Source organism: Vibrio sp. HI00D65 (assembly GCF_001635455.1).
Lineage (GTDB): Bacteria > Pseudomonadota > Gammaproteobacteria > Enterobacterales > Vibrionaceae > Vibrio.
The window spans coordinates 155025-178276 of the sequence record NZ_LWEH01000001.1 but is presented as its reverse complement, the minus strand read 5'-3'; the positions used below and the strand labels follow the sequence as shown (position 1 = coordinate 178276).

Below are 23252 nucleotides of genomic sequence, written 5' to 3'. Positions count from 1 at the left end.
TAGTTTGCAGCTTTACTGCGTAACAGGTTTGACGGTTTTGGACTGTCGGATTGCAAGAATCAGTTGTGGTAGCAGTGACATGATGATCATGCCTGTCATGAGCGAGTATTGTACTGCAGTGAAGGATTCACCCATTAACACCATACCTGTCACGATGCCCGCCACTGGATTGGCGATGCCACCAAAGGTGAAATCAACCACCGTCATACGTTGTAGTAGCCATACATACATACCGTAACCCAGCGCTGTGTTTAGCCCAATCACCCAAACCAAGCCCATTGCGTTGCGAGTATCGAAATGAGTCACAGCATTCACATAAGGCTGCGGGTCGATGAAGGCATGAATGCCAGACGCGATGGACAAGATTGCCCCGCCCAGAATGAGCTGCCATGTCAGTACCTTCCACCAGTGCATGCGATTACCCAGCGATTTGGTAATGCTACTGCCGATAACGATACACATGATCGCGGCAAACATGGCACCTAAACCGATAGGGTTCAATGCGATTTGGCTTGGGTTGAATAGAATCCACGCCAAGGTGACTAATCCAATACCTGACAAGGCTTGAATCAAATGTGGGCGCTGCTTTTTCACTACCCAATGGAAGATCATTGCGAACACAGGCACAGAGATCATACCCACGCCGGAAATCGCCGAAGGCAGGGTTAGTGCCATCACGAAGATCAAACCAAAGAAGGTCGCGATGTTGATCAGGCCTAGAGTGAAAATGATTTGCCACTCGCCTTTTGTCGGCAGTGTTGGCTTTACCGCTAGCAATAACAAACCAGCAGGTAATGCACGTAAAGCACCTAGTAATAGTGGTGGCCACCCCTGTAGCGTAAATTGTGTCACTGCATAAGTTGTTCCCCAAAAGAATGCGGGAATCATTGCTAATAATATATTCATCTATAATATCTTTACGTTAAGATAACTATTGTGTGAACTGTATACCGAGAACTAGTGGTTGTAAAGTATCTTTATGTTAAACTAGTTTAAAGTATTCAGACTAATAACGGAGCTAGATTGCAAATGGATGCTATCGACCGCGTTGTAGAGCAATGGGCAAAGGAAAAGCCCGAATTAGAAACTGAGCCTATGGCAATGATGGGCCGGATTATGCGTATTGCCAAGTATATGGAGACGCAAGTTGCCGACCTTCATAAAACATACGACATGAAATTGGGTGAGTTTGATGTATTGGCAACCTTGCGACGCTCTGGCAAGCCATACCGATTAACGCCCTCTGAGCTGATTGGGTCAATGATGCTGACATCAGGTGCGATGACTAATCGCCTTGATAAACTGGAAGCTAAAGGGTTAATCAGCCGCGAGCACAGTAAAGAAGACCGACGAAGCGTCAGCGTTAAATTGACTAAAGATGGTTTAGTTCTGATTGATGAGATGATGACTGAGCATGTCGAAATGCAGAAAAAGCTGGTTAAGTCTTTATCGGCAAGCCAGAAGAAAAACATTAACCAACTTTTAAAAACTTGGTTGAGTGCCTACGAGTAGGTTCGCTTATCTCTTTTTAGATTCATTAAAAAACCGAAGCATAAGGCTTCGGTTTTTCTTTTTAAGTTATCTCTATTGCTGGATTAAGCCTGCAGCATCTCGTCACTAAACAGTTCTGCGCAGCCAATTCCATTGATGGCGCAGCTTTCATCGATGTCTGAAATGTCACCGCTGACACCAATAGCACCGAGTACCGTTTTATCCTTGTCTCGAATCAGTAAGCCCCCTGGTACTGGCACCATGTTTCCGTGTGCGAGTACGTTCACGGCGGAGATAAATGCTGGCCTGTTGTCAGCATCTTGGGCGAGTTTTCTTGAGGAACACCCTAGTGCGAGTGCGCCCCAGGCTTTAGCAATGGCGATGTCAGGTCGCATCATGCTGGAGCCATCTTGACGTTGCAGAGAAATCAGTTTGCCACCGCTGTCTAACACAGCAACAGTGAGTGGCTCTGTGTGAATCTTTTTGCCTGCTTTAAAGGTGCCATCTATGATGGTTAACGCTTGTTGTAGAGTCAAACTTCCCATGTTATCTCCTAATTTTCAGGGGCTTGGCTAATTCAAGCAGACCAAAATCAGTGTTTATTGATCTGTTTGAATCGCCGCAAGACGCCTAGCTGGATTCTTGCAAAAGCCCATAGCTGGGTAAAGTTAGGAAGGCAGCGAACTCTTCGGCTGTAGAAAGTTGATAGAAAAGATCGGCCGTCTCTTCGAATCGACCTACTGCGTAGCGCGAGTCACCGACTTCGTGTTTTATTGTGTCTAACTCTTGGTAAAGCCAAGAGTGGAGCAGTTGTTTGGTAAAGATTCGGCCGTCATCGAGCGTGACGCCATGATGAATCCATTGCCAAATGTTGGCTCTTGAGATCTCTGCGGTGGCGGCATCTTCCATTAGTCCGTAAATAGGTACACAGCCGTAGCCTTGGATCCAAGCCTCGATATAATACAGCGCAATACGGATATTCTTGCGTACGCCGGCCTCGTCGCGGCTGCCTTCACATGGTTTAAGTAAGGTGTCGGCATTGATGGTGTGCTCCGGGCTTTGGAAATCCATTTGATTCACTTTGCCATCAAGGTGCTTGTCGAAGATCGACATCGCTAAATCAACTAAGGCAGGGTGCGCGACCCATGTGCCATCGTGACCGTTTTGTGATTCTCTTTGTTTGTCTTCAATAACTTTAGCGGTAACACGCTCCATCTCTTGCGGATCTTTTGCTGGAATGAAGGCTGACATGCCCCCCATTGCCAGTGCTCCGCGAGCGTGACAAGTACGAACCAACAGTTGGCTGTAAGCGTTCAGGAACTCTTGATCCATGCCGATCCCGTGACGGTCTGGCAAGATACGATCTTTATGATTTTTCAGTGTTTTGATGTAGCTGAAGATGTAATCCCAACGGCCGCAGTTCATCGCAACGATGTGATCGCGCATGGCGTACAAGATTTCTTCCATTTGGAAAACGGCTGGCAGCGTTTCAATCAATACAGTCGTACGGATGGTGCCTTTTGCTACGTTGAAATAGTTCTCGGTGAAACTGAAAATGTCGTCCCACCATTGTGCTTCTTCCATGCTCTCAAGCTTTGGAATGTAGTAGTAAACGCCCAACCCTTGCTGTGCACGTGATTGATAGTTGTGGAAAAAGTACAACGCAAAGTCCATCAGACAACCTGCGATAGGTTGATTGTTGAATTGAATCGATTGTTCCGGTAAATGGATTCCACGAGGGCGAGCGATTAGTAAGGCAGGATCGCTGTTTAGCTGGTAGTTCTTTTGTTTCTTCTCATCAAAATAGCTGATGGTGCCTAAATTGGCATCTCTTAAGTTAATTTGCCCTTCGACCATGTTGGCCCAAGTTGGGGAGGACGCATCCTCAAAACAGCACATGAAGACTTTCGCACCTGAGTTTAATGCGTTGATCACTATCTTTCTCTCGATAGGGCCAGTGATCTCTACGCGTCGATCCAGTAATTCTGATGGCGGTGTTGCGACTTTCCACTCTTTATTCTGACGAATAGAGAGAGTGTCCTTTCTAAAATTAGGTAGCTCACCGTCATCATATTGCGCTTGTTTTATGTCGCGATCATTGAGCAGGGCATGACGGCGATCTCCAAACTTGTTAACGATAGCTTCTAAGAACTTCAATGCACCTTTAGACAAGATCTCTTTGTACTCGGGGGTGTCCATATTCCCAAGTACCTGCATACACAGTATTTCTTCTCTTTCTTTCACGTCATTCATTATTGCTTGTCTCCTTTACACAATATGATGTCATTTTGTATACAAAATGTTCTTTTTAACGGTATTTATATTGTAGAAATTGTAAACAAGCAAATGATATTTAACATTTATTTATCATTTGATTTTTTTGGTATTTATTTTCACGTAAAGATATTTTATGTAAAGTGATGAATTGTAAGGTTTTCAGGCTTTTCTGCTGCTCAATAGGGTAGGTTGATGTAACAAAGTTGTTTCAAATTGGGCTTGATAAATGCTGAGGATGATTCATAGTACACAAAGATTTATTTAATTGTATACAATCTGGACTGGAGGTTCGAATGGCAATTATGAAAGCGATTGAAGCAGCGGTTGAAGTGCTTAAACGTGAAGGAGTAGACATCGCATTTGGTGTTCCCGGCGCAGCAATAAACCCAATGTACGCAGCAATGAAAAAACTCGGAGGGATCGATCACGTCTTGGCTCGACATGTAGAGGGTGCCTCACATATGGCTGAAGGTTACACACGTACTAACCAAGATAATATTGGTGTGTGTATTGGCACTTCAGGTCCTGCAGGGACGGATATGATCACAGGTCTTTATTCGGCATCGGCTGATTCGATCCCTATCCTATGTATTACAGGTCAGGCTCCACGTGCTCGCCTTCATAAAGAAGATTTTCAAGCGGTCGACATCGAATCCATTGCCAAGCCTGTCACTAAGTGGGCAACCACGGTACTGGAGCCAGCTCAAGTGCCACGCGCTTTTCAAAAGGCCTTTCATTTGATGCGTTCAGGGCGTCCTGGTCCAGTGCTGATTGACCTACCTCTAGATGTACAGTTAGCCGAAATTGAGTTCGATATTGATACCTACGAGCCGCTTGAACCATACAAACCAAAAGCGACTCACGAACAGGTTGAGAAAGCACTCACCATGATGACACAAGCTGAAAAACCTCTGATTGTCTCAGGTGGTGGTGTTATCAACGCTGGCGCATCTGAGTTGCTGCAGCAGTTTGCAGAAATCACAGGTGTACCAGTAATTCCAACCTTGATGGGGTGGGGTTCTATCCCAGATGACCACGAGTTAATGGCAGGTATGGTGGGTCTACAAACCTCTCACCGTTACGGTAATGAAACCATGCTCAACTCTGACTTCGTATTTGGCGTTGGTAACCGTTGGGCTAACCGCCATACTGGCTCTGTCGATGTTTACACGGAAGGTCGTAAGTTTGTTCATGTCGATATTGAACCTACCCAAATCGGTCGTGTGTTCTGCCCTGATTTAGGCATTGTTTCAGATGCAAAATCAGCACTTGAGCTCATGGTTGAAGTCGCTAAAGAGTGGCGTGATGCAGGTAAATTACCAAATCGAAGTGGCTGGGTAGGTGAATGTCAGGAGCGCAAGTCGACCATGCTACGCAAAACCAATTTCGATGAAGCACCGATGAAACCGATGCGCGTTTATGAAGAGATGAACAAAGCCTTTGGTCGTGATACTTGCTATGTCAGCACCATTGGTTTATCGCAGATTGCCGCAGCGCAGTTCCTTCATGTGTACAAGCCTCGACATTGGATCAACTGTGGTCAGGCTGGTCCGCTTGGTTGGACAACACCTGCTGCATTGGGTGTTCGAGCTGCGGATCCGGATTGCGATATCGTCGCTATATCCGGTGACTACGACTTCCAATTTATGATTGAGGAGCTGGCAGTAGGTGCTCAATTCAAGCTGCCATATATTCATGTACTGGTGAACAACTCCTACCTAGGCTTGATTCGCCAAGCGCAGCGTCAGTTTGATATCGATTACTGTGTGCAACTGGCATTTGATAATCAGAATGCGCCAGAGCTTGAAGGCTACGGTGTTGACCATGTGGCAGTTGTTGAAGGCCTTGGTTGTAAGGCCATTCGAGTTCGTGAGCCAGACCAAATTGCAGCAGCGTTTGAGCAAGCCAAAGAGCTCATGAACAAGCACAAAGTACCTGTGGTTGTTGAGCTGATTTTGGAGCGCGTAACCAATATCTCTATGGGCGTAGAGATCAACGCTATCAACGAATTTGAACCGCTTGCGGAAAGCAGCAGCGATGCGCCAACCGCGCTAGCGTACAAGTAATCACGAAATAATGTGTATCCGTAGAGCGAGATTGATCTCTACGGAAAGCCTCCAATAGAGCGAGGCTTCACCAAACCACATTAGCTTCACCAAACAAAGAGTAAGGACGGAGTCATGGCAAAATTTGCAGCAAACTTGTCAATGTTATTCACGGAAGTTGATTTTATGGACCGTTTTGAAGCCGCCGCAGAGGCCGGTTTTCAGGGCGTCGAATACCTTTTCCCATATGCCTTTGATGCGGATGAGATTAAACAAAAGCTTGATGCTAATAATCTAGAGCAAGTGCTATTTAACTTGCCTGCTGGGGATTGGGATGCTGGTGAACGTGGTATTGCGGTTGACCCAGCACGCATAGAAGAGTTTCAAGCGGGCGTTCCTAAAGCGATCGCTTACGCCAAGAAACTGGGCTGTAAACAGGTGAACTGTTTGGCTGGCATTGTCCCACAGGGAGTGACTGTGCAAGACGCTCAGGCAACCTTTGTGATTAACCTTCACTACGCCGCAAATGCTCTGGCTGCGGAAGGCATTGGCCTAGTGATTGAAGCGATTAACACGCGCGATATTCCGGGCTTTTTCCTGAATACCACAGAGCAAGCGAAAGCCATCATTAAAGAGGTGGCGAGCGATAATCTTTCTATCCAATACGATATCTATCACATGCAGATTATGGAGGGCGATCTTACGCCGACCATGCAGCAGAACATCGGTCAAATCGCTCATGTGCAGCTGGCTGATAACCCTGGTCGACACGAGCCGGGTACCGGAGAAATCAATTATCCATTCGTACTTAACTACTTTGATGAGCTTGGCTATCAAGGCTGGGTTGGCTGCGAATACAAACCGAAAACGACAACGACAGAAGGCCTTGGTTGGCTGAACCAGTACCGTTAATTGCGCCTGGTAACCCTCAAACGTTAAGGAGAACAACATGTCTAAAATTGCATTTATCGGAACTGGCATCATGGGTAAACCTATGGCGAGTAACCTTCAAAAAGCGGGTCACGATTTGATTCTGTCGGATCATTTCAACGCTGCTCCTGCCGAGTTGGTTGCAGCAGGCGCGACGGTTTGTCATTCCCCTGCTGAAGCCGCGGAACAGGCGGATGTCATTATTCTTATGGTGCCGAACACTCCTCAAGTAGAAGAGGTGCTGTTTGGTGATAACGGTGTCGAGCAAGGTCTTACTGCTGGTGGTGCGATGGGCAAGTTAGTCATCGATATGAGTTCTATCTCACCTATCGCCACTAAAGCTATTGCGGCGCGTATCAACGAAGGTGGTGCGTCATACCTTGATGCTCCGGTTTCTGGTGGTGAAGTGGGCGCGATCAATGCTGCTCTGACTATTATGGTGGGTGGTGAGCAAGACGCTTTTGATAAAGCTCGACCTCTATTTGAAGTGATGGGCAAAAATATCACGCTGGTGGGTGATAACGGTGCTGGTCAAACGTGTAAGGTTGCCAACCAGATCATCGTTGCGCTGAACATTGAAGCGGTCTCTGAAGCGCTAGTGTTTGCATCAAAAGCCGGCGCTGACCCAGCACGAGTTCGCCAGGCGTTACTGGGCGGCTTCGCTAATTCTAAGATCCTTGAGGTGCACGGTGAACGCATGGTGGAAGGCACATTTGATCCTGGCTTTAGAATCTCGCTTCACCAGAAAGATCTAAACCTTGCGCTAACGGGCGCACAAGAGCTAGGCGTTGCGCTGCCAAACACAACTAACGCGCAAGAGCTGTTTGGTGAATGTGCTGAAATGGGCGGTGAAGGTTGGGATCACTCTGCGCTGATTCAAGCGATAGAAAAGCGTTCTGATCACTCAATTCGCTAATCCTTAACGAGTAATCCGTCTCAATAATTGGTTTTGTAGTTTCTGCTGAAACTAAAACCAATGAATCAGGGCTAGCTTCGATAAGTTAGCCCCCCAATTTCAAACAGTTTGTTTATAAATAGCGTAGTTTCGTCTCCTTTTATACGCGTATCCCTATACGAGGCAAAGGTTGAAGTTGTTCCTTCCAACTTGATCTTAGCAGGCACCCTTTCGCCTTGTATTGGGGTTCTTTTTTCCTCCGTCAACTAAGGAGTGGCTGATGGACATTGATGCTAAGCAGTTTCTGAAAACCCTTTTCTCAAGTGCTGTAAATCAAGCACTACCCAAAAATCACATTGAACCTTTTCTTCCTCAAGACATATTTTATCGCTCGGCAAATCAAGCCGGGCGAACTCTCGTTATCGGGGCAGGGAAAGCGGCAGCATCGATGGCCGCTGAATTGGAAGCCGTATGGCAAGCTAAGAAACAGCAAGACCTTGCGCTACGTGATTTAGAAGGCTTGGTTGTGACTCGTTATGAACACCTCGCGCCATGTGAGTACATCGAGGTGATCGAAGCGGCGCACCCAGTTCCGGATGCGATGGGGCTTGAAGTCGGTCACCGGATGTTGGAGTTGGTGAGCAACCTAAGTGAAGACGACACCGTGATATGTCTCTTGTCGGGAGGTGGTTCCGCATTACTGAGTTTGCCTGGTGGTGATATTAGCTTGGCAGAGAAGCAACAAATCAACAAAGCGTTGCTTAAATCTGGTGCAGCCATTGATGAGATGAACTGTGTTCGTAAGCATTTATCTTCGATAAAGGGCGGCCGACTTGCCAAAGCAGCGTATCCAGCAAGAGTGGTGTCATTGGCGATTTCGGATGTGCCGGGTGATGACATCAGTGTGATTGCATCTGGACCAACCGTACCGGACACCACCACGCGTTTTGATGCGCTCGCCATATTGGAACGCTACCAAATAGAAATACCAGGCTCGGCATTTGAATGGCTGAATAACCCAGAATCTGAAACCATCAAGCCAGATGACATTTGTTGGAAAAACGCCGAGCACCATATTATCGCGACTCCAATGTCTGCTCTTGAATCAGCGGCGGCAGAGGCTGAAGGTTTGGGTATCCCTGCGTATGTGTTGAGTGATTGCATCGAGGGGGAAGCGAGAGAAGTGGCGAAGGTGCACGCAGCATTAGCTAAACAAGTCGCCAATAATAAGCATACATTAGAGACTCCTTGTGTATTGCTTTCAGGTGGTGAAACAACAGTAACGGTTAAGGGAAACGGTCGTGGTGGGCGCAACTGTGAGTTCCTTCTAAGCTTGTACAACGAACTGAAAGGGCAGGACAACATATTCGCGTTGGCCGCTGATACGGATGGTATTGACGGTGTGGAAGATAATGCCGGAGCATGGATAACACCAGAAACTTGGCAGGAAGGTACTCGCTTATCACTCAAAGCCGATGATTATCTAGAGGCGAATAATAGTTATGAATTTTTCAAGCAAACAGGCGTTCTGCTGACGACAGGACCCACGCTGACTAACGTCAATGACTTCCGTGCAATATTGATTCTTTAGCAAACGGATAAAAGGGTCGCTCCACTGTGCATGTGGGCGGCCATTTTTTGTTATCAATGCGGTGACCTTGAGTTCTTGAATTATCTTCTGGACTAATGAAGCACGTTGATTACTATGGTTTAAGTAATGAGCTGTAAAGGAAGTCATATGTCTAGGATCAGACAAAAGAATCAAGATTTAATCATCGAAGTGGCGTGTGAACAATTCGCTACTCATGGTTATGCCGCAACCAAAATGGCGGATATCGCGAAGGCGGCCGATATTCCCAAACCTAACGTATTCTATTACTTCAGCTCGAAAGATAAGCTCTACAATGCCGTTCTAGAAACCGTCACGCAGCCGTTACTTGAAGCCTCTCGTCCTATTGAAGAGCTGAGCGATCCCGTAGAAGCCCTATCTCAATACATTCAAACTAAGTTAATCATCTCACGCGACCACCCACACGCTTCTAAAGTGTTTGCTAATGAAGTGATGTCAGGCGCTAATGTACTTCCGAAAGAGATCGGTGATGAGTTGTATAAGCAGTCACAGATGATCCTTGATAAGTTCTCGACTTGGTCAGCAAAAGGGCTGATGGACGACGTACCTGCGCATCACCTGATGTTTACCATTTGGGCGGCAACTCAAACCTATGCCGATTTTGGCTGGCAGATTTGCAGTGTTATGCAGAAAGATGAGCTCGATGATAAAGACTATGAAGAAGCCGCTGAATTTCTCACTCAGTTAGTGATTAAAGGTTGCGGTATGAAAGGCTGATACAATTTATGTCTTCCAGGAGCTGGTAAGTAGGTAAATCTGACATTGACTGGCACAATGGCTAGCCACTAAATTTGAGTGTTACGATGTTGTGTTGATGTGGCGAGTACAGTAAGGGGGCAACCATACTCGCATCAATCACAACGCATTGATTTAAGCTTGGTTAATAACATTTTTAATTATACCGACCGCCTTTACAGTGGCGCTGACTGCAACAGCAGTAACCCCTACATCAGATGCGGTTGACTCTACCGAAGTTAAGTCAATTGACCCTGCAATTTGTTCAATATTTTCTGTAGCAGCTGCTAGTACTTCATAAGGCACAAATGGCAACGTTAGTAGTATTAATAGATGTTTAATTTTCATGGTATCCGTCCTTTTCTGTTAGTGGTAATGTTTTGTTTTCTTCCATCATTTCGCGAATTGGCATTGCACACGTAATCCCTTTTTCATTTACCCCCTTCACTAGTTTTATATAAAAATCCTGCTCAACCACTCTTATTTTTTCCCAACGGTCTCGATATATTATTTGTTCACTCTGGCTCCATTCTTTAACACACATCCAAAATGAAACAGGGAAGCATGCTTCTCCAAATCCTTCGAAGCGCACGCCACAGTCGTTATATAGCTCAGGGTGTTCGGCACATATTTTTTTCATCATATCTATGACTTCAGTAATTTCATTATGCTTGGTTTTATGATGCAGTCGAATACTCCCCGATAGTAAATAAAAGCCTCTTTTGTCTATATTTCTGACAGGACTATCCATAAATATCTTATTAGGGAATGTTAAGTGTTCCCCACCAAACTCTTCTAAAACTGTACATCTAAGCCCGATATGATGTACGGCTCCTGTATTTCCATTAATACAAATCCAATCTCCTGTTCTGAATGGTTTTTGAACCAGTAACATTATTCCAGCAATAATGTTTGCCACTGCGTCCTGTGCAGCAAATGCTATCGCCATACCTCCGATCCCCAAACCAGCGAGGAGGGCGAAGGGATCATGACCTGCAGTGCTTATTGCTATCATTATTCCGTTTAATGATGTCAAAACAACCGCGATCAGACATATAAAATCAACAAGGGAGCTGTCAAAGTTGTAAGGATTTTGAGTGAGTTTTCTGTGAAAAAATGTAGAAAATAAAACTCGTAACATCCTCGTGAGTAAAAAAGTGAGGCTGAGTACAAGCAAAACATTCAAAGTGAGCTTAATCTGAGGGTAAATGTCTGATACTAAGTCTTTACTGCTATCAATCAGCATAGTAACGGCTGTTAACACAATCAGAAGTAGTACTGGGATACGCAGACACTTGTATGTTTCCGAAGTGTAGACATAACGAAGAATTCGCCATAGTCTCAAGAAACGAGCGAGGCGAAGAATGGCCATGTCTCCCAACCATCCAATACCACCACTTAAGAAAGGTTCAATGAGAACCGGGATACTCAGTATTACTATTAAAAAGTCCAGTTTATTCCAATTATCAGAAAAGTAACCCTTGGTACCCAAATCTGTCCATTTGACACCAAGTTCCACTGCAAAATAGAGCACACAAACGAAGTCTACCCAAAGAATCCAATAGCCGATAGTCTTTGGTAATGTTGGTGTTGTTTCGAGTGCGACCATCACAACAGCATTAATGAAGATAACAGATAATACGATCGCTTCATGGGTCATAAATTTTAATGCGCTTTTTATTATCATATTCCTATCTCATTTTCATTTTGACTCTCAAATTTGAATTTATTGAACCAACGCTATAAGACAAGGCAGCATAAAAACAAACCCACATAAAGATCCGACTAAGAAACTTATTACTTCCATAAACTCACCTCCGATAGAATTTTTTGCAATATTTGAGCCAAAATAAGTTCAGAAAACTAAGTTAAAGTTGCATTGCCATTGGTTGCATCTTTTGCGTTGTTGATACCATATTAGGTTTACCTTTTAGGGGAGAAATTTTTCTATTTAACTTGATGCTAGTTACTTAATCGTGATAGAGAAAAATACTAGTTTTAGGAAGAGATCTCGGATCGATTTTTGCTTCGTTCGTATGTTTAGCCTTGGCGGAAGTGTTATGTCCAAAATCAAATTAGATGTAAAAGAACAACATGATGAAAACATCCAGTTTGATGATTTCTGTCAGAGTTATCTAGGTGGATTTGAAGATAGTATCGGAGGTGATAGTAATGTCTTACTTGCAAACTCTTTAGACAGGTTAGCAATAGTTTTAGAGAAAAACGGGCAAGATATAGAAGCGGTTCAATTGGTAAATGAAGCCTTTTTCTTAGGCTTTTTCCTCGTAATCTTCTGCGGCTTGCTTGCGCTACCTATTGTTACGTTTATTCGAGTTCTTAAGGGGTAGTTATGATTACACTGATTTACGGAAGACCTGGGACTGGAAAAACCTATGAAGCCGTGAAGTATCATATTTTACCGAACCTTAAACTTGGTAATAAAGTATTTACTAATATTCCTATCAATGTATCGAGTGAATATCTTACAGTAAATGAAACTCCTGAAATTTTTGATATTGTTAGATTAATTGATTCCTCAGATGTGGAGTTAACTTTCGTGTTGGATGAATTTCAATTTTTGCTAAAAGAAGATGAAGATGCTTGGTTCCAACTTTTGGCACAACATCGTAAGTTCAGAACGGATTTTTTTATTATCACTCAATCCCCGCTCTCGCTGTCTGAAAAGATGCAAGATTTAATATCATTTTCACATAAAATAACGCATAACCCCTTCTTTCTTAAGAAGTGGAGTTATATAAAGAAAGTTTATGACGGTGTGCCTTCGCTAGAACGCGTCGTTGTGCTGTCATCCAAACTTAGATTCTATAGTAGAAAGACGTTTTCGAATTATAATTCTTTTTATCAACGAGATTATGTAAAAACTGGAAACCTTTTTCACTTTGATAACAAAAGCAACATTATGTTTTGGCCAGTATTAGCTGCCATTACGCTCGTATTTTTAATTTATAATTTTTCTACAGAACGAGACTTTAGCTTAAAGTCTTATATTAGTCACTCTAAAGCCCATGTAAATTTAGAAGAAAAAAAAGACATACCGGTAACTTCTGAAAGAGAATTAAAAACTGAAACTCCTCAAAATATAAGTAACGAAAATGAACAGGAAGTCGGTGTAGAAGAGAGCTATAGTGACATGTCGCTAATCAACCTATTGTTTAACTCAAAGATTATTATTGATAGTTGGTATGTTGATAGAGGAGAAAAAGTCACTTACTTTGAAGTTGAACAAAACAAAACTTCCTTTAAGTTAACTTCTAATAATATGATTTTTAAAAAAATAGAAATTATTAACTACGAAGATTGTTTATTGGTATTTCAGTATAAGAATCAGGTCAAAGTCATAACTTGTCCTCCAAATGAGTAGTTGATAAAAATTAACACACTGTGTTTAGGGTGCTTACTATCTAGCTTGAATCATAGTTGAAGAAATCCCTTTCTATACCTAGAATAGGGATTTCCAACGGTTTATGCGTAATAATGCTGGCCCTCAGATAGCTTGAGGGGGGGGCATGGTATCCTTTTTCGCTATTTCGACTAATTAGAACAACTATTGCTATTCGGGATACCACTGCCTAAGAGCTCAACCCTAATTTGTTCGACATCTTTTAGGTATTGGTTGTTGGCTTGGTCTGCCTCATCGAAGTTGTTGAGGGTGACATTCCATGTCGAGAATGGAGTTGGTTGGAAGTACGCATACTCGAACTTATTCGCCACTGCGCCATCGGTGATGATGCTAACGTCATTGGTGGCTGGATCATCTAAGCGGTAGTAAAACGCTCGTGCGACCGGATTAGAACTGAACTGGTAATCCTGATCTTGATAGCGGTCGGCATAGTTACCTGAACTCGATATTCTAAGGTTGAACTGCTTGCCATAAGGTAAGTTTTCCCCTTCTAAGAACACACGCACGGTAGAGAGTCTAACTCGGTCGAATGAACATAGTTGTGCCTGCCCTAATGGAATTGTGAAGTTCAACTCGCCAGTGGTTGCGAAGTTATCGAGTTGCTCTGGGCTAGATATGGTGTAGTTGTCGATAGTGAAGTCTTGTGGTGCTGGTTGGAATGAAGAGAGTGCATTCACGTACTCATTTTCTATGGACGCGAGGTCAAACTGGTAGTCCAAGTAACTTTTATTCAGCGAAGGTGTGATCTCACTTGGTTTCAACGCCCAGTATTCGTATGCCTGAACATAGTTAGATAAAGCCACATACATTGGTCGTTTGAAGTGCATTAGCACTCGCGACAGCTCACGCTCTATGGAGTCGAAACCTTCGCTGTCTACCTGATAACTCTCAATGGCGTCACTCAATCTTTGCTGTTGATTAGCGGTGACGTTCTTGGTCAATAATAGGTCGACGAGTTTGGCTTGCTCTTGTACAAAATTAAGCTGAGTGGTGTTAATTGCTTTACCTAATAGCACTTGTTTTTCAAGTTCTACTAAGTATTGTCTCGCGCCTTTAATCCCTAAGGTATCAGCAAGTCTTAAGTTACTGCGGATCTCGGTGATCATCAGATCCCAGGCCAGATTGCTCTCATTCAACGTCGGAATATTAAAGTCAAAGCCATCCATCGCTTCGGAGATCTTATGGAGCTTGATGGTCGATTTCACATCGGCAGTGAGTTGCGCGATGCCCGAAATAGTCTTGGTAACGCTATCAATGATCCCCGTGACGGTCTTGATATTGGTAACTAAGTTTTTCGCTTTATCCAGTGCTTCTGGCGTTTTAGCCAACTGCTCGGTGAGGTCGTTCACACCAGATAGATTTCCTGTGAACACACCGCTGACGGCACTGCCAATCTCTGCTATTGCTTTGAAGATAGCCAATGCTGCATTGAGCTCTTGCTGAGTTTTCCAGTTTTCCACACCGACCAAGTAAGTGGTTCTGGCACTCAGTGTCACAAGTTCCTGAGCTTTGTATTGGCTGTCGATTTCGGTCAGGCTGTCGCCTATTTTGTCGATGTTGGATTGGGTTTGAGTGATGATCGAGTCTTTTGCTTTGATAATGTCTTCAACGTTAGCGAGCGCTAACTTCGAAGCTTCAATCTTGTCTTCGATCACCGTACTTCTATCTTGAATGATATCCCACTGTGCTTGATACGAGATCATTGCATTCAGGTACGCTTCGTATTTGTCTTGGTATAGTACCTTGTCGAGATAAGGCACATAGTTGCTCTCTTTAGTGCTGAAACTAATGAACTGTTTAAAGGCGACGGTTTGTAGGTACAGGTCTGAAAGGATAGGGTCATCTTCCACCAAAGAGCCTGCGTGGCGTAAACTCTTCTCAATCCAGTTAATCAGTTCGAGACTAAGCTCTGGATTCGTGTCGAATAAGCTGGCAGCCATATCAAAAGAGCGGTTAACAATGTCGGTAAAAGGTGCGGTCGCTAGTTTCATTTGCCCTGTAATGTTCGAGTCGATGGTGGTTCTTCGGTAGTGTTCTCCTGCTAGTACCACAGAGGTTCCATCACCGTCTTCTGCAGAAAGGGCATCTCGTGTGATGCTGCCATCGCTTTGGAAGGCTAGGACATTAATCGGAGTTTCGATCTCTCCTGCTATTACAGTCACTGATGCCGCCGCGCCTTGTTGCCCGAGAACGAAAGTTGGGGCTCCTTGACCAACAATTTTACGGGCAAAAATGAGAATGTTTTGGTTATTCATTACCAAGTTAAAGTTTTCTGGTACCTCAATAGTATCGGCAAAAACGACGATCTTTGAGGGTTTAGTCACGTAGAGGTTCTGCTCCGCAATCCAGTCACTGAGGTTGATGTGGAGATCAGATGTAGAGCGAGAGAGAACATCGACATCGGAATAAGCAGATTGAACCCAAGTTGGGTATTCGGTGGAGTTAGGCAAGTTATTAAGTTCTAGCCAGTTACTAGCAAAAGCTTGTGGAGATAGTGAAAGAGAAATAATAATCGGTAGAATTCTCATATTAATGTCCTGTCGAAATGAGTATTAGCCAAATTTTGGGTAGCAGAAACCAACACCTTATTTTTCATAAGGCGTGGTGTTCTGTTGTTATTTTTAATTGGTCTTGCTGGTTGAACTTATAGCGAGGCGTCGCTTTGCAGAGCTATTTGTCGATGGGTATGGACTACTCCATTTCTTGAATATAAGCATTATTTGCAAATGCCTTGGCTTTCTCGCTGATGTTATTCCAGTTCATTTCTGCAACCGATGTATTGGCTAATGCACCGATGGCGCCAAGCATTGCGTCGTCTTTCATGATGTCAGCATTGTTTTGAGCTTCATCCAATGCAGCAAGCAGTGATGTGAAGTCGGTATTCATTTTCTGCCAATTCAACTTCAGCTTATTAATATGTGGGATAGCGTTTTCAATTTGCTGAGATATAAGATCAATGCTTTCTGAAGAACGATGGTAAGAGTTATATACCTTTTGTGTGTAAGACAGTTGTTCTTCTAAATCTTTAACTTCGTTCTGCAGTTCATTGCGAAGCTTACGTGCTTTCTCTGCTTTATCTCCGTAGACACCCATGATTGGCACGGCGACCAAAGGGAACCATGCGTAGGTAACGGCGGTAGAGGCAACCGTGACGTAGTGAGTGTAGTCTTTGTTGAGTTGCGCGATTCGGGCATTGATGTCGTTTACTTGTTGTTGAAGTGCACTGCCATCATCCGTTAAATAGCCGTTATGTGTGCCTTCTAACACTTCAAGCTGTAGCTTTTGCGTGTCTAGCTGCGCAGAGAAGTCCAACAAGTTATCACCAACATCGGATACCTCTTGCTGGTATCTCAATGAAAAGTTTTGCAGGCTTTTCAGGTAAGCAATCGCCATTTTTCGGTTGCGTTCAACGGCTTCAATGTCTTCTGGTAACGGTGAGAATGCCTTTGCCAACATCTCATTAAGGGCGTCGCTCAAAGGATTAAGCATGAAATCTTTGATTTGCGCATAGTTAGCCAGGCTTAGTGACAGGTTAACGATGCTTGGGTATAGATCCTTTTTCCAGTAGAAAGCGGTGTCATGGATATTTGAATATTGCTGAATTAAGGCTTGGAAGTTAGAGAAAGGGATGTCGTTAGGAATACTAAAAGCCGATTTCATACTGGTTTCTGTTACGGGCAGTGCCAGTGCTCCCTCTACATAAGCTTGGATTTGGTACCACTCTTGTTGCTTGAGGATGAAATTGTCGGTTTCTAGATCGATAAAGACGCCATTTTCACCGATGATCGTATCGTAGGTGATTTGATGTATGTTCTGTTCGGCTGACGCTTGATTAACTTGAATTGGTGCTGCTTGAGAAGTGAAAGCAAAAGAGGAAAGCAGTCCAATCGAGAACGAAGATAATACGAGTGTTCGTGTGATTTTTTTCATGTTTGAATCCCTGTTAGATTTGTTATTAGCTTTTTTAGAGACAATAAATTCCCCTACCATAAAAATGATATTTATATATTTATTCTGGTTTATTGAATTGTTTGTATTGTTATTTTTGTAATTATGTTGTGGGTTTTAAATATACCCTCCATTAATGTTATTTTTGTTTTTATAAGATTTGGTCAATTTATAGCAAAATTATAATTAAAAGTCCTATCTAGATCACATATTGAGATTCATATTGTGTAATTGTTGATCTATTGGGTTTGGTGATATTTAAATCATTAGTTTCCATTCTTTCTTCAGGCTAGATCTAGAAAGGCGTCGGCGACTTTTTATTCTATTCACTAATGGGTTAAATGATAATAATGTAATTATCATGATTGTTGTGATTATTACTAAATCTATTGGTTGAATTGATGTTTATGTAATTAGAACAAGCGTTTTAAATTTGATCTGTGCCAAATAAATAAGATTGCTTAATTATTTAGCCTTAGCTTAATTAGCTAGTTTTAAATTAGTGATAATTAAATTATTGGTATCAATTGTAGGGTGAGGTCTAGTTAGATATTTAATGGAAGAACAACCAATAGGATGGCGTATTTAATAATCAGAATTAAACTTCTCCATACGGAAGTCTTCTTCGTCTAAGGTTTCGCACAAGTAGCTGTGAATCATGACGTTTTCACATTCACTGATCTTGGCGGTTTCCCTCATCGGGTAGGTAGTGACTGAGAATGGCGAATAAGGCGCGAGTGGGATTTGAATCATTGCCCCTTGATTGCGCTGGTGGCAATCACGAATCAAGCGTTGGCTGCCATCAATGATGGTTGGTTCTGTTTGAATGTTGTGTCTTGGTCGTCATCACTCTTCATCTTCCCCAAGACTCATCAATAAATTAAATCATATTGTTGCTTGGCTTGCGAACCAGCCAAGCAACGTTGTGAACAATCAAGAAACGACTGCTCGGAACTATAGGATTAACCGATGAACACCAGCTTGGCGATGAAGATAGCCGCTAGGAAGTACATCGAGATAGAGACATCTTTCGTTTTACCTGTCGCAAGCTTAAGTACGGTGTAGGTGATGAAACCGAGTGCGATACCATTAGCGATAGAGAAGGTTAGTGGCATCATCAGTGCGGTAATCGCAGCTGGAGCACCGTTGGTAAAGTCTTTCCAATCGACGTGTTGCATGCTGCTCATCATTACGAATGCTACGTAGATCAGAGCTCCAGACGTTGCGTAAGCGGGGATCATGCCTGCGAGCGGTGATAGGAAAATTGCCGCTAAGAACAAAGCACCAACCACGATTGCTGAAAGGCCAGTACGAGCACCAGCAGCCACACCAGCAGCACTCTCTACGTAACTGGTTACTGGCGGGCAACCCACGCACGCACCTGCAACGCTTGAGATACTATCGGCTTTGAGTGCTTTGCTCAGGCCTTCAATCTTGCCGGTTTCTAGGTTTGTGAGGTTTGCACGCTCTGCCACGCCCATTAGCGTACCGGCAGTATCGAACATGTTTACAAAAAGGAAGGCCAAGATAACGCTGATCATGGATACGTTCAGGGCACCTACAATATCCATTGCCATAAAGGTAGGTGCTAGGCTCGGCGGCGCAGCGAAGAAACCATTGTATTGCACTAAGCCCAGCATCATACCGATAAGCGTGACGCTTAAAATACCGATAAGTACAGCACCAAATACTTTGCGTTCACTCAGAACCGCAATAATCAAGAATGCGATAGCCGCAAGTAAGGCTTCTGGTTTGGTGAAATCACCCAGTGAAACCAAAGTTGCAGGGTTTTCAACGACGATACCAGCTGTTTTCAAGCCAATTAAGCCCAAGAACAGACCCACACCGGCAGTCATCGAGTAGCGTAAACTTTCAGGAATACTCTCGATGATCCATTGACGGACTTTGTAGAAACTCATCCCGACAAACAAGATACCAGAGACAAACACCGCACCCAGTGCGACTTCCCAGCTATAGCCCATCTCACTCACAACCGTAAAGGAGAAGAACGCATTCAGACCCATGCCCGGTGCTAGGCCAACAGGCCAGTTCGCAAATAAGCCCATTAATAAACAACCGATAGCGGCACCGATACAGGTTGCAACGAATACTGCTCCTGCATCCATACCGGAAGCGGCCATGATTTGGGGGTTAACGAAAATAATGTAAGCCATCGTCGCGAAGGTAGTGACACCGCCGACTAACTCATTTTTCACACTGCTTCCGTGGGCCTTAATTTTAAAGAATTTCTCTAAAATTCCGTTATTCGCATCTTGGTTGAGTATTTCTGTTTTACTCTCACTCATGTCTGCAAGTCCTTTTATGTTGTGATCCATTTATTGAATACAGCGAAATTTCAATATGAAGTTTTAAGATTTTCCTAGCGCTAAGCCTCTTTTGACGAGTTTTCTAACTGTTAACGTTGTTAGTATTTTTATATGAGCGTGTTTAGTGAGTGCACACCTTTTTGGATGCACACATCACGCATGAATCTGTTTGTTGTTTGAGCCTAGATTGAAAATCTAGGCTCAAAGATTAACTGCCCCGATAAGTAGAGAAACTGTATGGTGAGACTAAAAGCGGAACATGGTAGTGCGCATCAGGATCATCCAAACCGAAGCGAATCACTACGTCGTCTAAGAAAGGTACACCATCGAGTTCCACACCTTTGCTTTTGTAGTAATCGGCTACGTAGAACACCAATTGGTATTTCCCCGGTCGAAATTCATTCCCAGCCAGAATTGGTGCATCGGTACGACCATCTGAGTTAGTCAGCACGGTCGCCAGCTTTTCAGTGGAATCCTCGTTGACCTTGTAAAGCTCTACCTTGATCTCTGCACCAGGCAAGCCGTGAGTGGTGTCTAAAACGTGTGTTGTTAATCTTCCCATAGTCCTTTAATAGCGCTTTTGGCGCTCCTCTGTTCCGTGGTTTATGTATCCATTTCGATCTTGCAAAAGAGAGCAATTGGTCACTTTGTTAGCACTAACTATGTACGAACTGTACACAATTAGTAAAGTTAATTGTTGTAAAAATGTTAACCAATGTGTCTTTTTATCTGGGTTTTTAGATGTTGAATATTCATTATTAGTAGCGTTTGTTTTCATTAAAGTATTGTTTTTATTAATCTTTAGTTTGGATTTTTAACTTAAGCAACAAAATCTTTACATCAAGATAAATAATTGTATACAATAAATGTATAGGGGTGAGGTTGCTCGGTTTTTGATAAATCACTAGCTGAATTATTTCGATGGGTCAGCTGAAGAGCGGCTAAGCCAGCCACTTATGTTAGGAGTACTTGGATGAATAAGGATTATTCAAGAAATTTGATCGGTTACGGAGCTAATCCTCCTAACCCTCAATGGCCTGGTAATGCGCGCGTCGCGGTTTCTTTTGTATTGAACTATGAAGAGGGCGGTGAGCGTTGTTTGTTACATGGAGACGACGAATCTGAAGCCTTTCTCTCAGAGATCCCCTCAGCACAGCCGATCAAAGGCGAGCGTCACATCAGCATGGAATCCATCTATGAGTATGGTAGCCGAGCGGGTGTGTGGCGTGTTCTTCGCTTGTTCGATGAATATGAAATTCCACTCACTGTATTTGCGGTTGCTATGGCCATTGAGCGTCACCCAGATGTAGCCAAAGCCATGGTAGAGGCAGGTCACGAAATCTGTAGCCACGGTTATCGCTGGATAGATTATCAATATATTGATGAGTCAGAAGAGCGTGACCATATGACCAAAGCGATTGAGATTATCCAAGAGGTAACGGGTCAACGCCCGCAAGGTTGGTATACCGGTCGTACAGGGCCGAATACTCGTCGTTTAGTCGCAGAAGAAGGTGGCTTCCTTTACGACTCAGATGCCTATGACGATGACCTGCCTTATTGGCACACTGAAATCGGCCATCCACAACTAGTGATTCCATACACACTTGATGTTAACGATATGCGCTTTTCAACGGCGCAAGGCTTCAACTCTGGTGAGCAGTTCTTCCAGTATTTAAAAGATACTTTTGACACCCTTTATACGGAAGGCAAAACCGCACCGAAAATGATGTCGGTAGGACTGCATTGTCGTCTTATTGGTCGTCCCGGTCGTATTGCTGCATTGAGACGCTTCTTAGATTACGTAAAACAGCATGACAGCGTGTGGCTATGTCGTCGAATCGATATTGCCAACCACTGGCACGAACATCACCCATACAACGGACAACAAAATTAGAACGAACAGCAAGGAGGCTTAACGTGACTGAATTTCGATCTTGCCAACCAACAACCATGGACCGTGACACTTTTGTCGCGCACTTTGCTGATGTTTACGAACACAGCCCATGGGTTGCTGAGGCGGTATATGACCAAGGTTTGAATGCTGAAGACGACCACATTGAGAATCTTCATCTAAAAATGGCGTCCACCTTGTTGAATGCCGACCAAGGTAAACAGTTGGCTTTGATCAATGCTCACCCAGACTTAGCTGGCAGAGCAGCAGTAAACGGCGAACTTACTGAGTCGTCGACAAAAGAACAAGCGGGTGCGGGCATTGACCAATGCAGCGCCGAAGAATTTGAAAAATTCACTTCTTATAACAACAGCTACAAAAGTCGCTTCAATTTCCCTTTTATCATGGCGGTGAAGGGAGCCAATCGTTACCAAATTCTTGAGTCGTTCGAGATGCGATTAGGAAATGATAGTGAAACTGAGTTTGCTACGGCGATTCAAGAGATCAATAAGATCGCGATGTTTCGTCTCTGGGATATGTAAGTTAACGGAGTTAACAGCTATCTCTGCCCAGTCTTAGTGTGCTAAATACTTGATATTAATAAAGGTAACCCACTAAGTTCTCATTTTATTATTACTTGATTAATTTCATAGGATTACACGGAAATGACCCATATATTTGAACAGTACATCAACCTTGCAGACGAAAAACTCGGCGCAGAAGCTATCTTTGCAACAGACGATTTTTTCGCAGATAAAAGCCGTCTACTCAGCCATGCAGCACCAGAGTGGAAAGACGACTTATACGACGATAACGGCAAGTGGATGGACGGCTGGGAAAGCCGACGTAAACGTGGCGAAGGTTACGACTACTGTGTGGTGCGCCTTGGCTTAGCTGGCACTATCGCTGGCGTTGATATTGATACCTCATTCTTCACAGGTAATTACCCACCTTCGGCATCAATCGACGCATGCTATTCACCACAGGGAGAGCCAACCGATTTAACAGAGTGGCAAGAAATTCTGCCTTCAATGGCACTACAAGGTGATCACCACCATTTTGAAGACATTGAAAGTGACCAAGTATTTACGCACCTGCGTTTGAACATCTATCCAGATGGTGGTGTTGCACGCCTTCGTGTTTACGGCCGACCAAGTGTTGATTGGGACGCAATAGACTCTCATCAACAGGTGGACCTAGCAGCCGTTGAGCATGGCGGTCGAGCACTGGCATGTAGTGATGAACACTACGGTAACAAGGCCAATATTTTAGGCCCAGGCCGCGGTGAAAACATGGGTGATGGCTGGGAAACAGCACGTCGTCGTACGCCGGGTAATGACTGGGTTATCGTGGCATTAGGCCATCCAGGTAATATCGAACGTATCATCGTCGATACGGCGCACTTTAAAGGTAACTACCCAGACAGCTGCTCAATTCAAGCGGCTTACGTGAAAGGTGGTGCCGACGATCAAGTGGAAACACAAAGCCTATTCTGGCGTGAACTGCTGCCTGCTCAAAAGCTGCAAGCACACGAGATTCACGAATTTATTTCTGAGGTAAATGACCTTGGTGCGATTACCCACGTACGTGCAAATATATTCCCAGATGGTGGTATCAGCCGTCTGCGTCTATTTGGGACGAAAGCGAAATAGGTAAGGAAAT

At 43.9% G+C, this 23252-nt stretch carries 20 protein-coding genes and 1 pseudogene; 11 read left to right on the top strand and 10 right to left on the bottom strand.

Going from position 1 to position 23252, the window contains the following annotated elements; genetic code table 11:
• Nucleotides 1-12 precede the first annotated feature (12 nt).
• On the bottom strand, nucleotides 13-906 hold the full coding sequence (locus tag A3712_RS00750; protein ID WP_063521849.1) for a DMT family transporter: 894 nt from the start codon (nucleotides 904-906) through the stop codon (nucleotides 13-15).
• Nucleotides 907-1029: 123 nt separating this feature from the next.
• Between A3712_RS00750 and A3712_RS00745 the strand changes: the two genes are divergently transcribed.
• Nucleotides 1030-1512 carry a MarR family winged helix-turn-helix transcriptional regulator gene (locus tag A3712_RS00745; protein WP_063521848.1) on the top strand — a complete coding sequence of 161 codons (483 nt, stop codon included), beginning with the start codon at nucleotides 1030-1032 and terminating at the stop codon, nucleotides 1510-1512.
• Between the two features lie 83 nt (nucleotides 1513-1595).
• On the opposite strand, the gene A3712_RS00740 is transcribed toward A3712_RS00745, so the two are convergent.
• Together A3712_RS00740 and aceB are read right to left on the bottom strand one after the other, a co-directional pair.
• The gene (locus tag A3712_RS00740; protein ID WP_017631066.1) at nucleotides 1596-2036 is read right to left on the bottom strand and encodes a GlcG/HbpS family heme-binding protein; all 441 of its coding nucleotides are present in this window, start codon (nucleotides 2034-2036) and stop codon (nucleotides 1596-1598) included.
• Nucleotides 2037-2121: 85 nt separating this feature from the next.
• A complete protein-coding gene (gene aceB / locus A3712_RS00735; protein ID WP_063521847.1) occupies nucleotides 2122-3747 on the bottom strand; it encodes a malate synthase A in 1626 nt (541 codons plus the stop codon).
• Nucleotides 3748-4061: 314 nt separating this feature from the next.
• Here aceB and gcl point away from each other — a divergent pair, with 314 nt between their 5' ends.
• From gcl to A3712_RS00710, 5 genes are all read left to right on the top strand, one after another.
• Nucleotides 4062-5834 (top strand): glyoxylate carboligase, encoded by a 1773-nt coding sequence (gene gcl / locus A3712_RS00730; protein WP_063521846.1) that lies wholly within the window; start codon nucleotides 4062-4064, stop codon nucleotides 5832-5834.
• A 114-nt stretch (nucleotides 5835-5948) separates the two neighbouring features.
• Nucleotides 5949-6725, top strand: a complete 777-nt coding sequence (hyi, locus tag A3712_RS00725; RefSeq protein ID WP_063521845.1) for a hydroxypyruvate isomerase — start codon at nucleotides 5949-5951, stop codon at nucleotides 6723-6725.
• A 37-nt stretch (nucleotides 6726-6762) separates the two neighbouring features.
• The gene (locus tag A3712_RS00720; protein ID WP_063521844.1) at nucleotides 6763-7659 is read left to right on the top strand and encodes a 2-hydroxy-3-oxopropionate reductase; all 897 of its coding nucleotides are present in this window, start codon (nucleotides 6763-6765) and stop codon (nucleotides 7657-7659) included.
• A gap of 259 nt (nucleotides 7660-7918) precedes the next feature.
• Nucleotides 7919-9229, top strand: a complete 1311-nt coding sequence (locus A3712_RS00715; protein ID WP_063521843.1) for a glycerate kinase type-2 family protein — start codon at nucleotides 7919-7921, stop codon at nucleotides 9227-9229.
• Between the two features lie 147 nt (nucleotides 9230-9376).
• Nucleotides 9377-9985, top strand: a complete 609-nt coding sequence (locus A3712_RS00710; RefSeq protein ID WP_063521842.1) for a TetR/AcrR family transcriptional regulator — start codon at nucleotides 9377-9379, stop codon at nucleotides 9983-9985.
• A 153-nt stretch (nucleotides 9986-10138) separates the two neighbouring features.
• Here A3712_RS00710 and A3712_RS00705 read toward each other — a convergent pair whose 3' ends face one another.
• Complete coding sequence (locus A3712_RS00705) at nucleotides 10139-10351, bottom strand: hypothetical protein (protein WP_004737467.1); 213 nt, start codon at nucleotides 10349-10351, stop codon at nucleotides 10139-10141.
• Entirely contained in the window at nucleotides 10341-11690 is a 1350-nt protein-coding gene (locus A3712_RS00700) for a mechanosensitive ion channel domain-containing protein (protein ID WP_063521841.1), read from the bottom strand. The genes A3712_RS00705 and A3712_RS00700 overlap by 11 nt, the downstream gene beginning before the upstream one ends.
• A gap of 373 nt (nucleotides 11691-12063) precedes the next feature.
• On the opposite strand from A3712_RS00700, the gene A3712_RS00695 reads away from it, so the two are divergent.
• Nucleotides 12064-12351, top strand: coding sequence for a hypothetical protein (locus A3712_RS00695; RefSeq protein WP_063521869.1), 288 nt, complete (start codon nucleotides 12064-12066; stop codon nucleotides 12349-12351).
• Nucleotides 12352-12353: 2 nt separating this feature from the next.
• Nucleotides 12354-13385: a zonular occludens toxin domain-containing protein gene (locus tag A3712_RS00690; RefSeq protein WP_063521840.1), complete on the top strand. Its 1032-nt coding sequence runs from the start codon at nucleotides 12354-12356 to the stop codon at nucleotides 13383-13385.
• Between the two features lie 170 nt (nucleotides 13386-13555).
• Here the strand turns inward: A3712_RS00690 and A3712_RS00685 are convergent, their stop codons facing one another.
• From A3712_RS00685 to uraH, 5 genes and pseudogenes are all read right to left on the bottom strand, one after another.
• Complete coding sequence (locus A3712_RS00685) at nucleotides 13556-15952, bottom strand: hypothetical protein (protein ID WP_063521839.1); 2397 nt, start codon at nucleotides 15950-15952, stop codon at nucleotides 13556-13558.
• Nucleotides 15953-16115: 163 nt separating this feature from the next.
• On the bottom strand, nucleotides 16116-17354 hold the full coding sequence (locus A3712_RS00680; RefSeq protein ID WP_063521838.1) for an alpha-xenorhabdolysin family binary toxin subunit A: 1239 nt from the start codon (nucleotides 17352-17354) through the stop codon (nucleotides 16116-16118).
• Between the two features lie 618 nt (nucleotides 17355-17972).
• Nucleotides 17973-18212: pseudogene (locus tag A3712_RS26390) on the bottom strand (8-oxoguanine deaminase); the annotation flags it as partial.
• Nucleotides 18213-18334: 122 nt separating this feature from the next.
• Nucleotides 18335-19678, bottom strand: coding sequence for an NCS2 family permease (locus A3712_RS00675; protein WP_063521837.1), 1344 nt, complete (start codon nucleotides 19676-19678; stop codon nucleotides 18335-18337).
• 229 nt (nucleotides 19679-19907) lie between these two features.
• Nucleotides 19908-20261: a hydroxyisourate hydrolase gene (gene uraH / locus A3712_RS00670; protein WP_008220987.1), complete on the bottom strand. Its 354-nt coding sequence runs from the start codon at nucleotides 20259-20261 to the stop codon at nucleotides 19908-19910.
• A gap of 411 nt (nucleotides 20262-20672) precedes the next feature.
• Between uraH and puuE the strand changes: the two genes are divergently transcribed.
• The 3 genes from puuE (at nucleotide 20673) to alc (ending at nucleotide 23242) form a co-directional block, all read left to right on the top strand.
• Entirely contained in the window at nucleotides 20673-21593 is a 921-nt protein-coding gene (gene puuE / locus A3712_RS00665; protein WP_063521836.1) for an allantoinase PuuE, read from the top strand.
• A gap of 23 nt (nucleotides 21594-21616) precedes the next feature.
• A complete protein-coding gene (gene uraD / locus A3712_RS00660; RefSeq protein WP_061033009.1) occupies nucleotides 21617-22132 on the top strand; it encodes a 2-oxo-4-hydroxy-4-carboxy-5-ureidoimidazoline decarboxylase in 516 nt (171 codons plus the stop codon).
• Between the two features lie 123 nt (nucleotides 22133-22255).
• A complete protein-coding gene (gene alc / locus A3712_RS00655) occupies nucleotides 22256-23242 on the top strand; it encodes an allantoicase (protein WP_063521835.1) in 987 nt (328 codons plus the stop codon).
• Nucleotides 23243-23252: the final 10 nt, after the last annotated feature.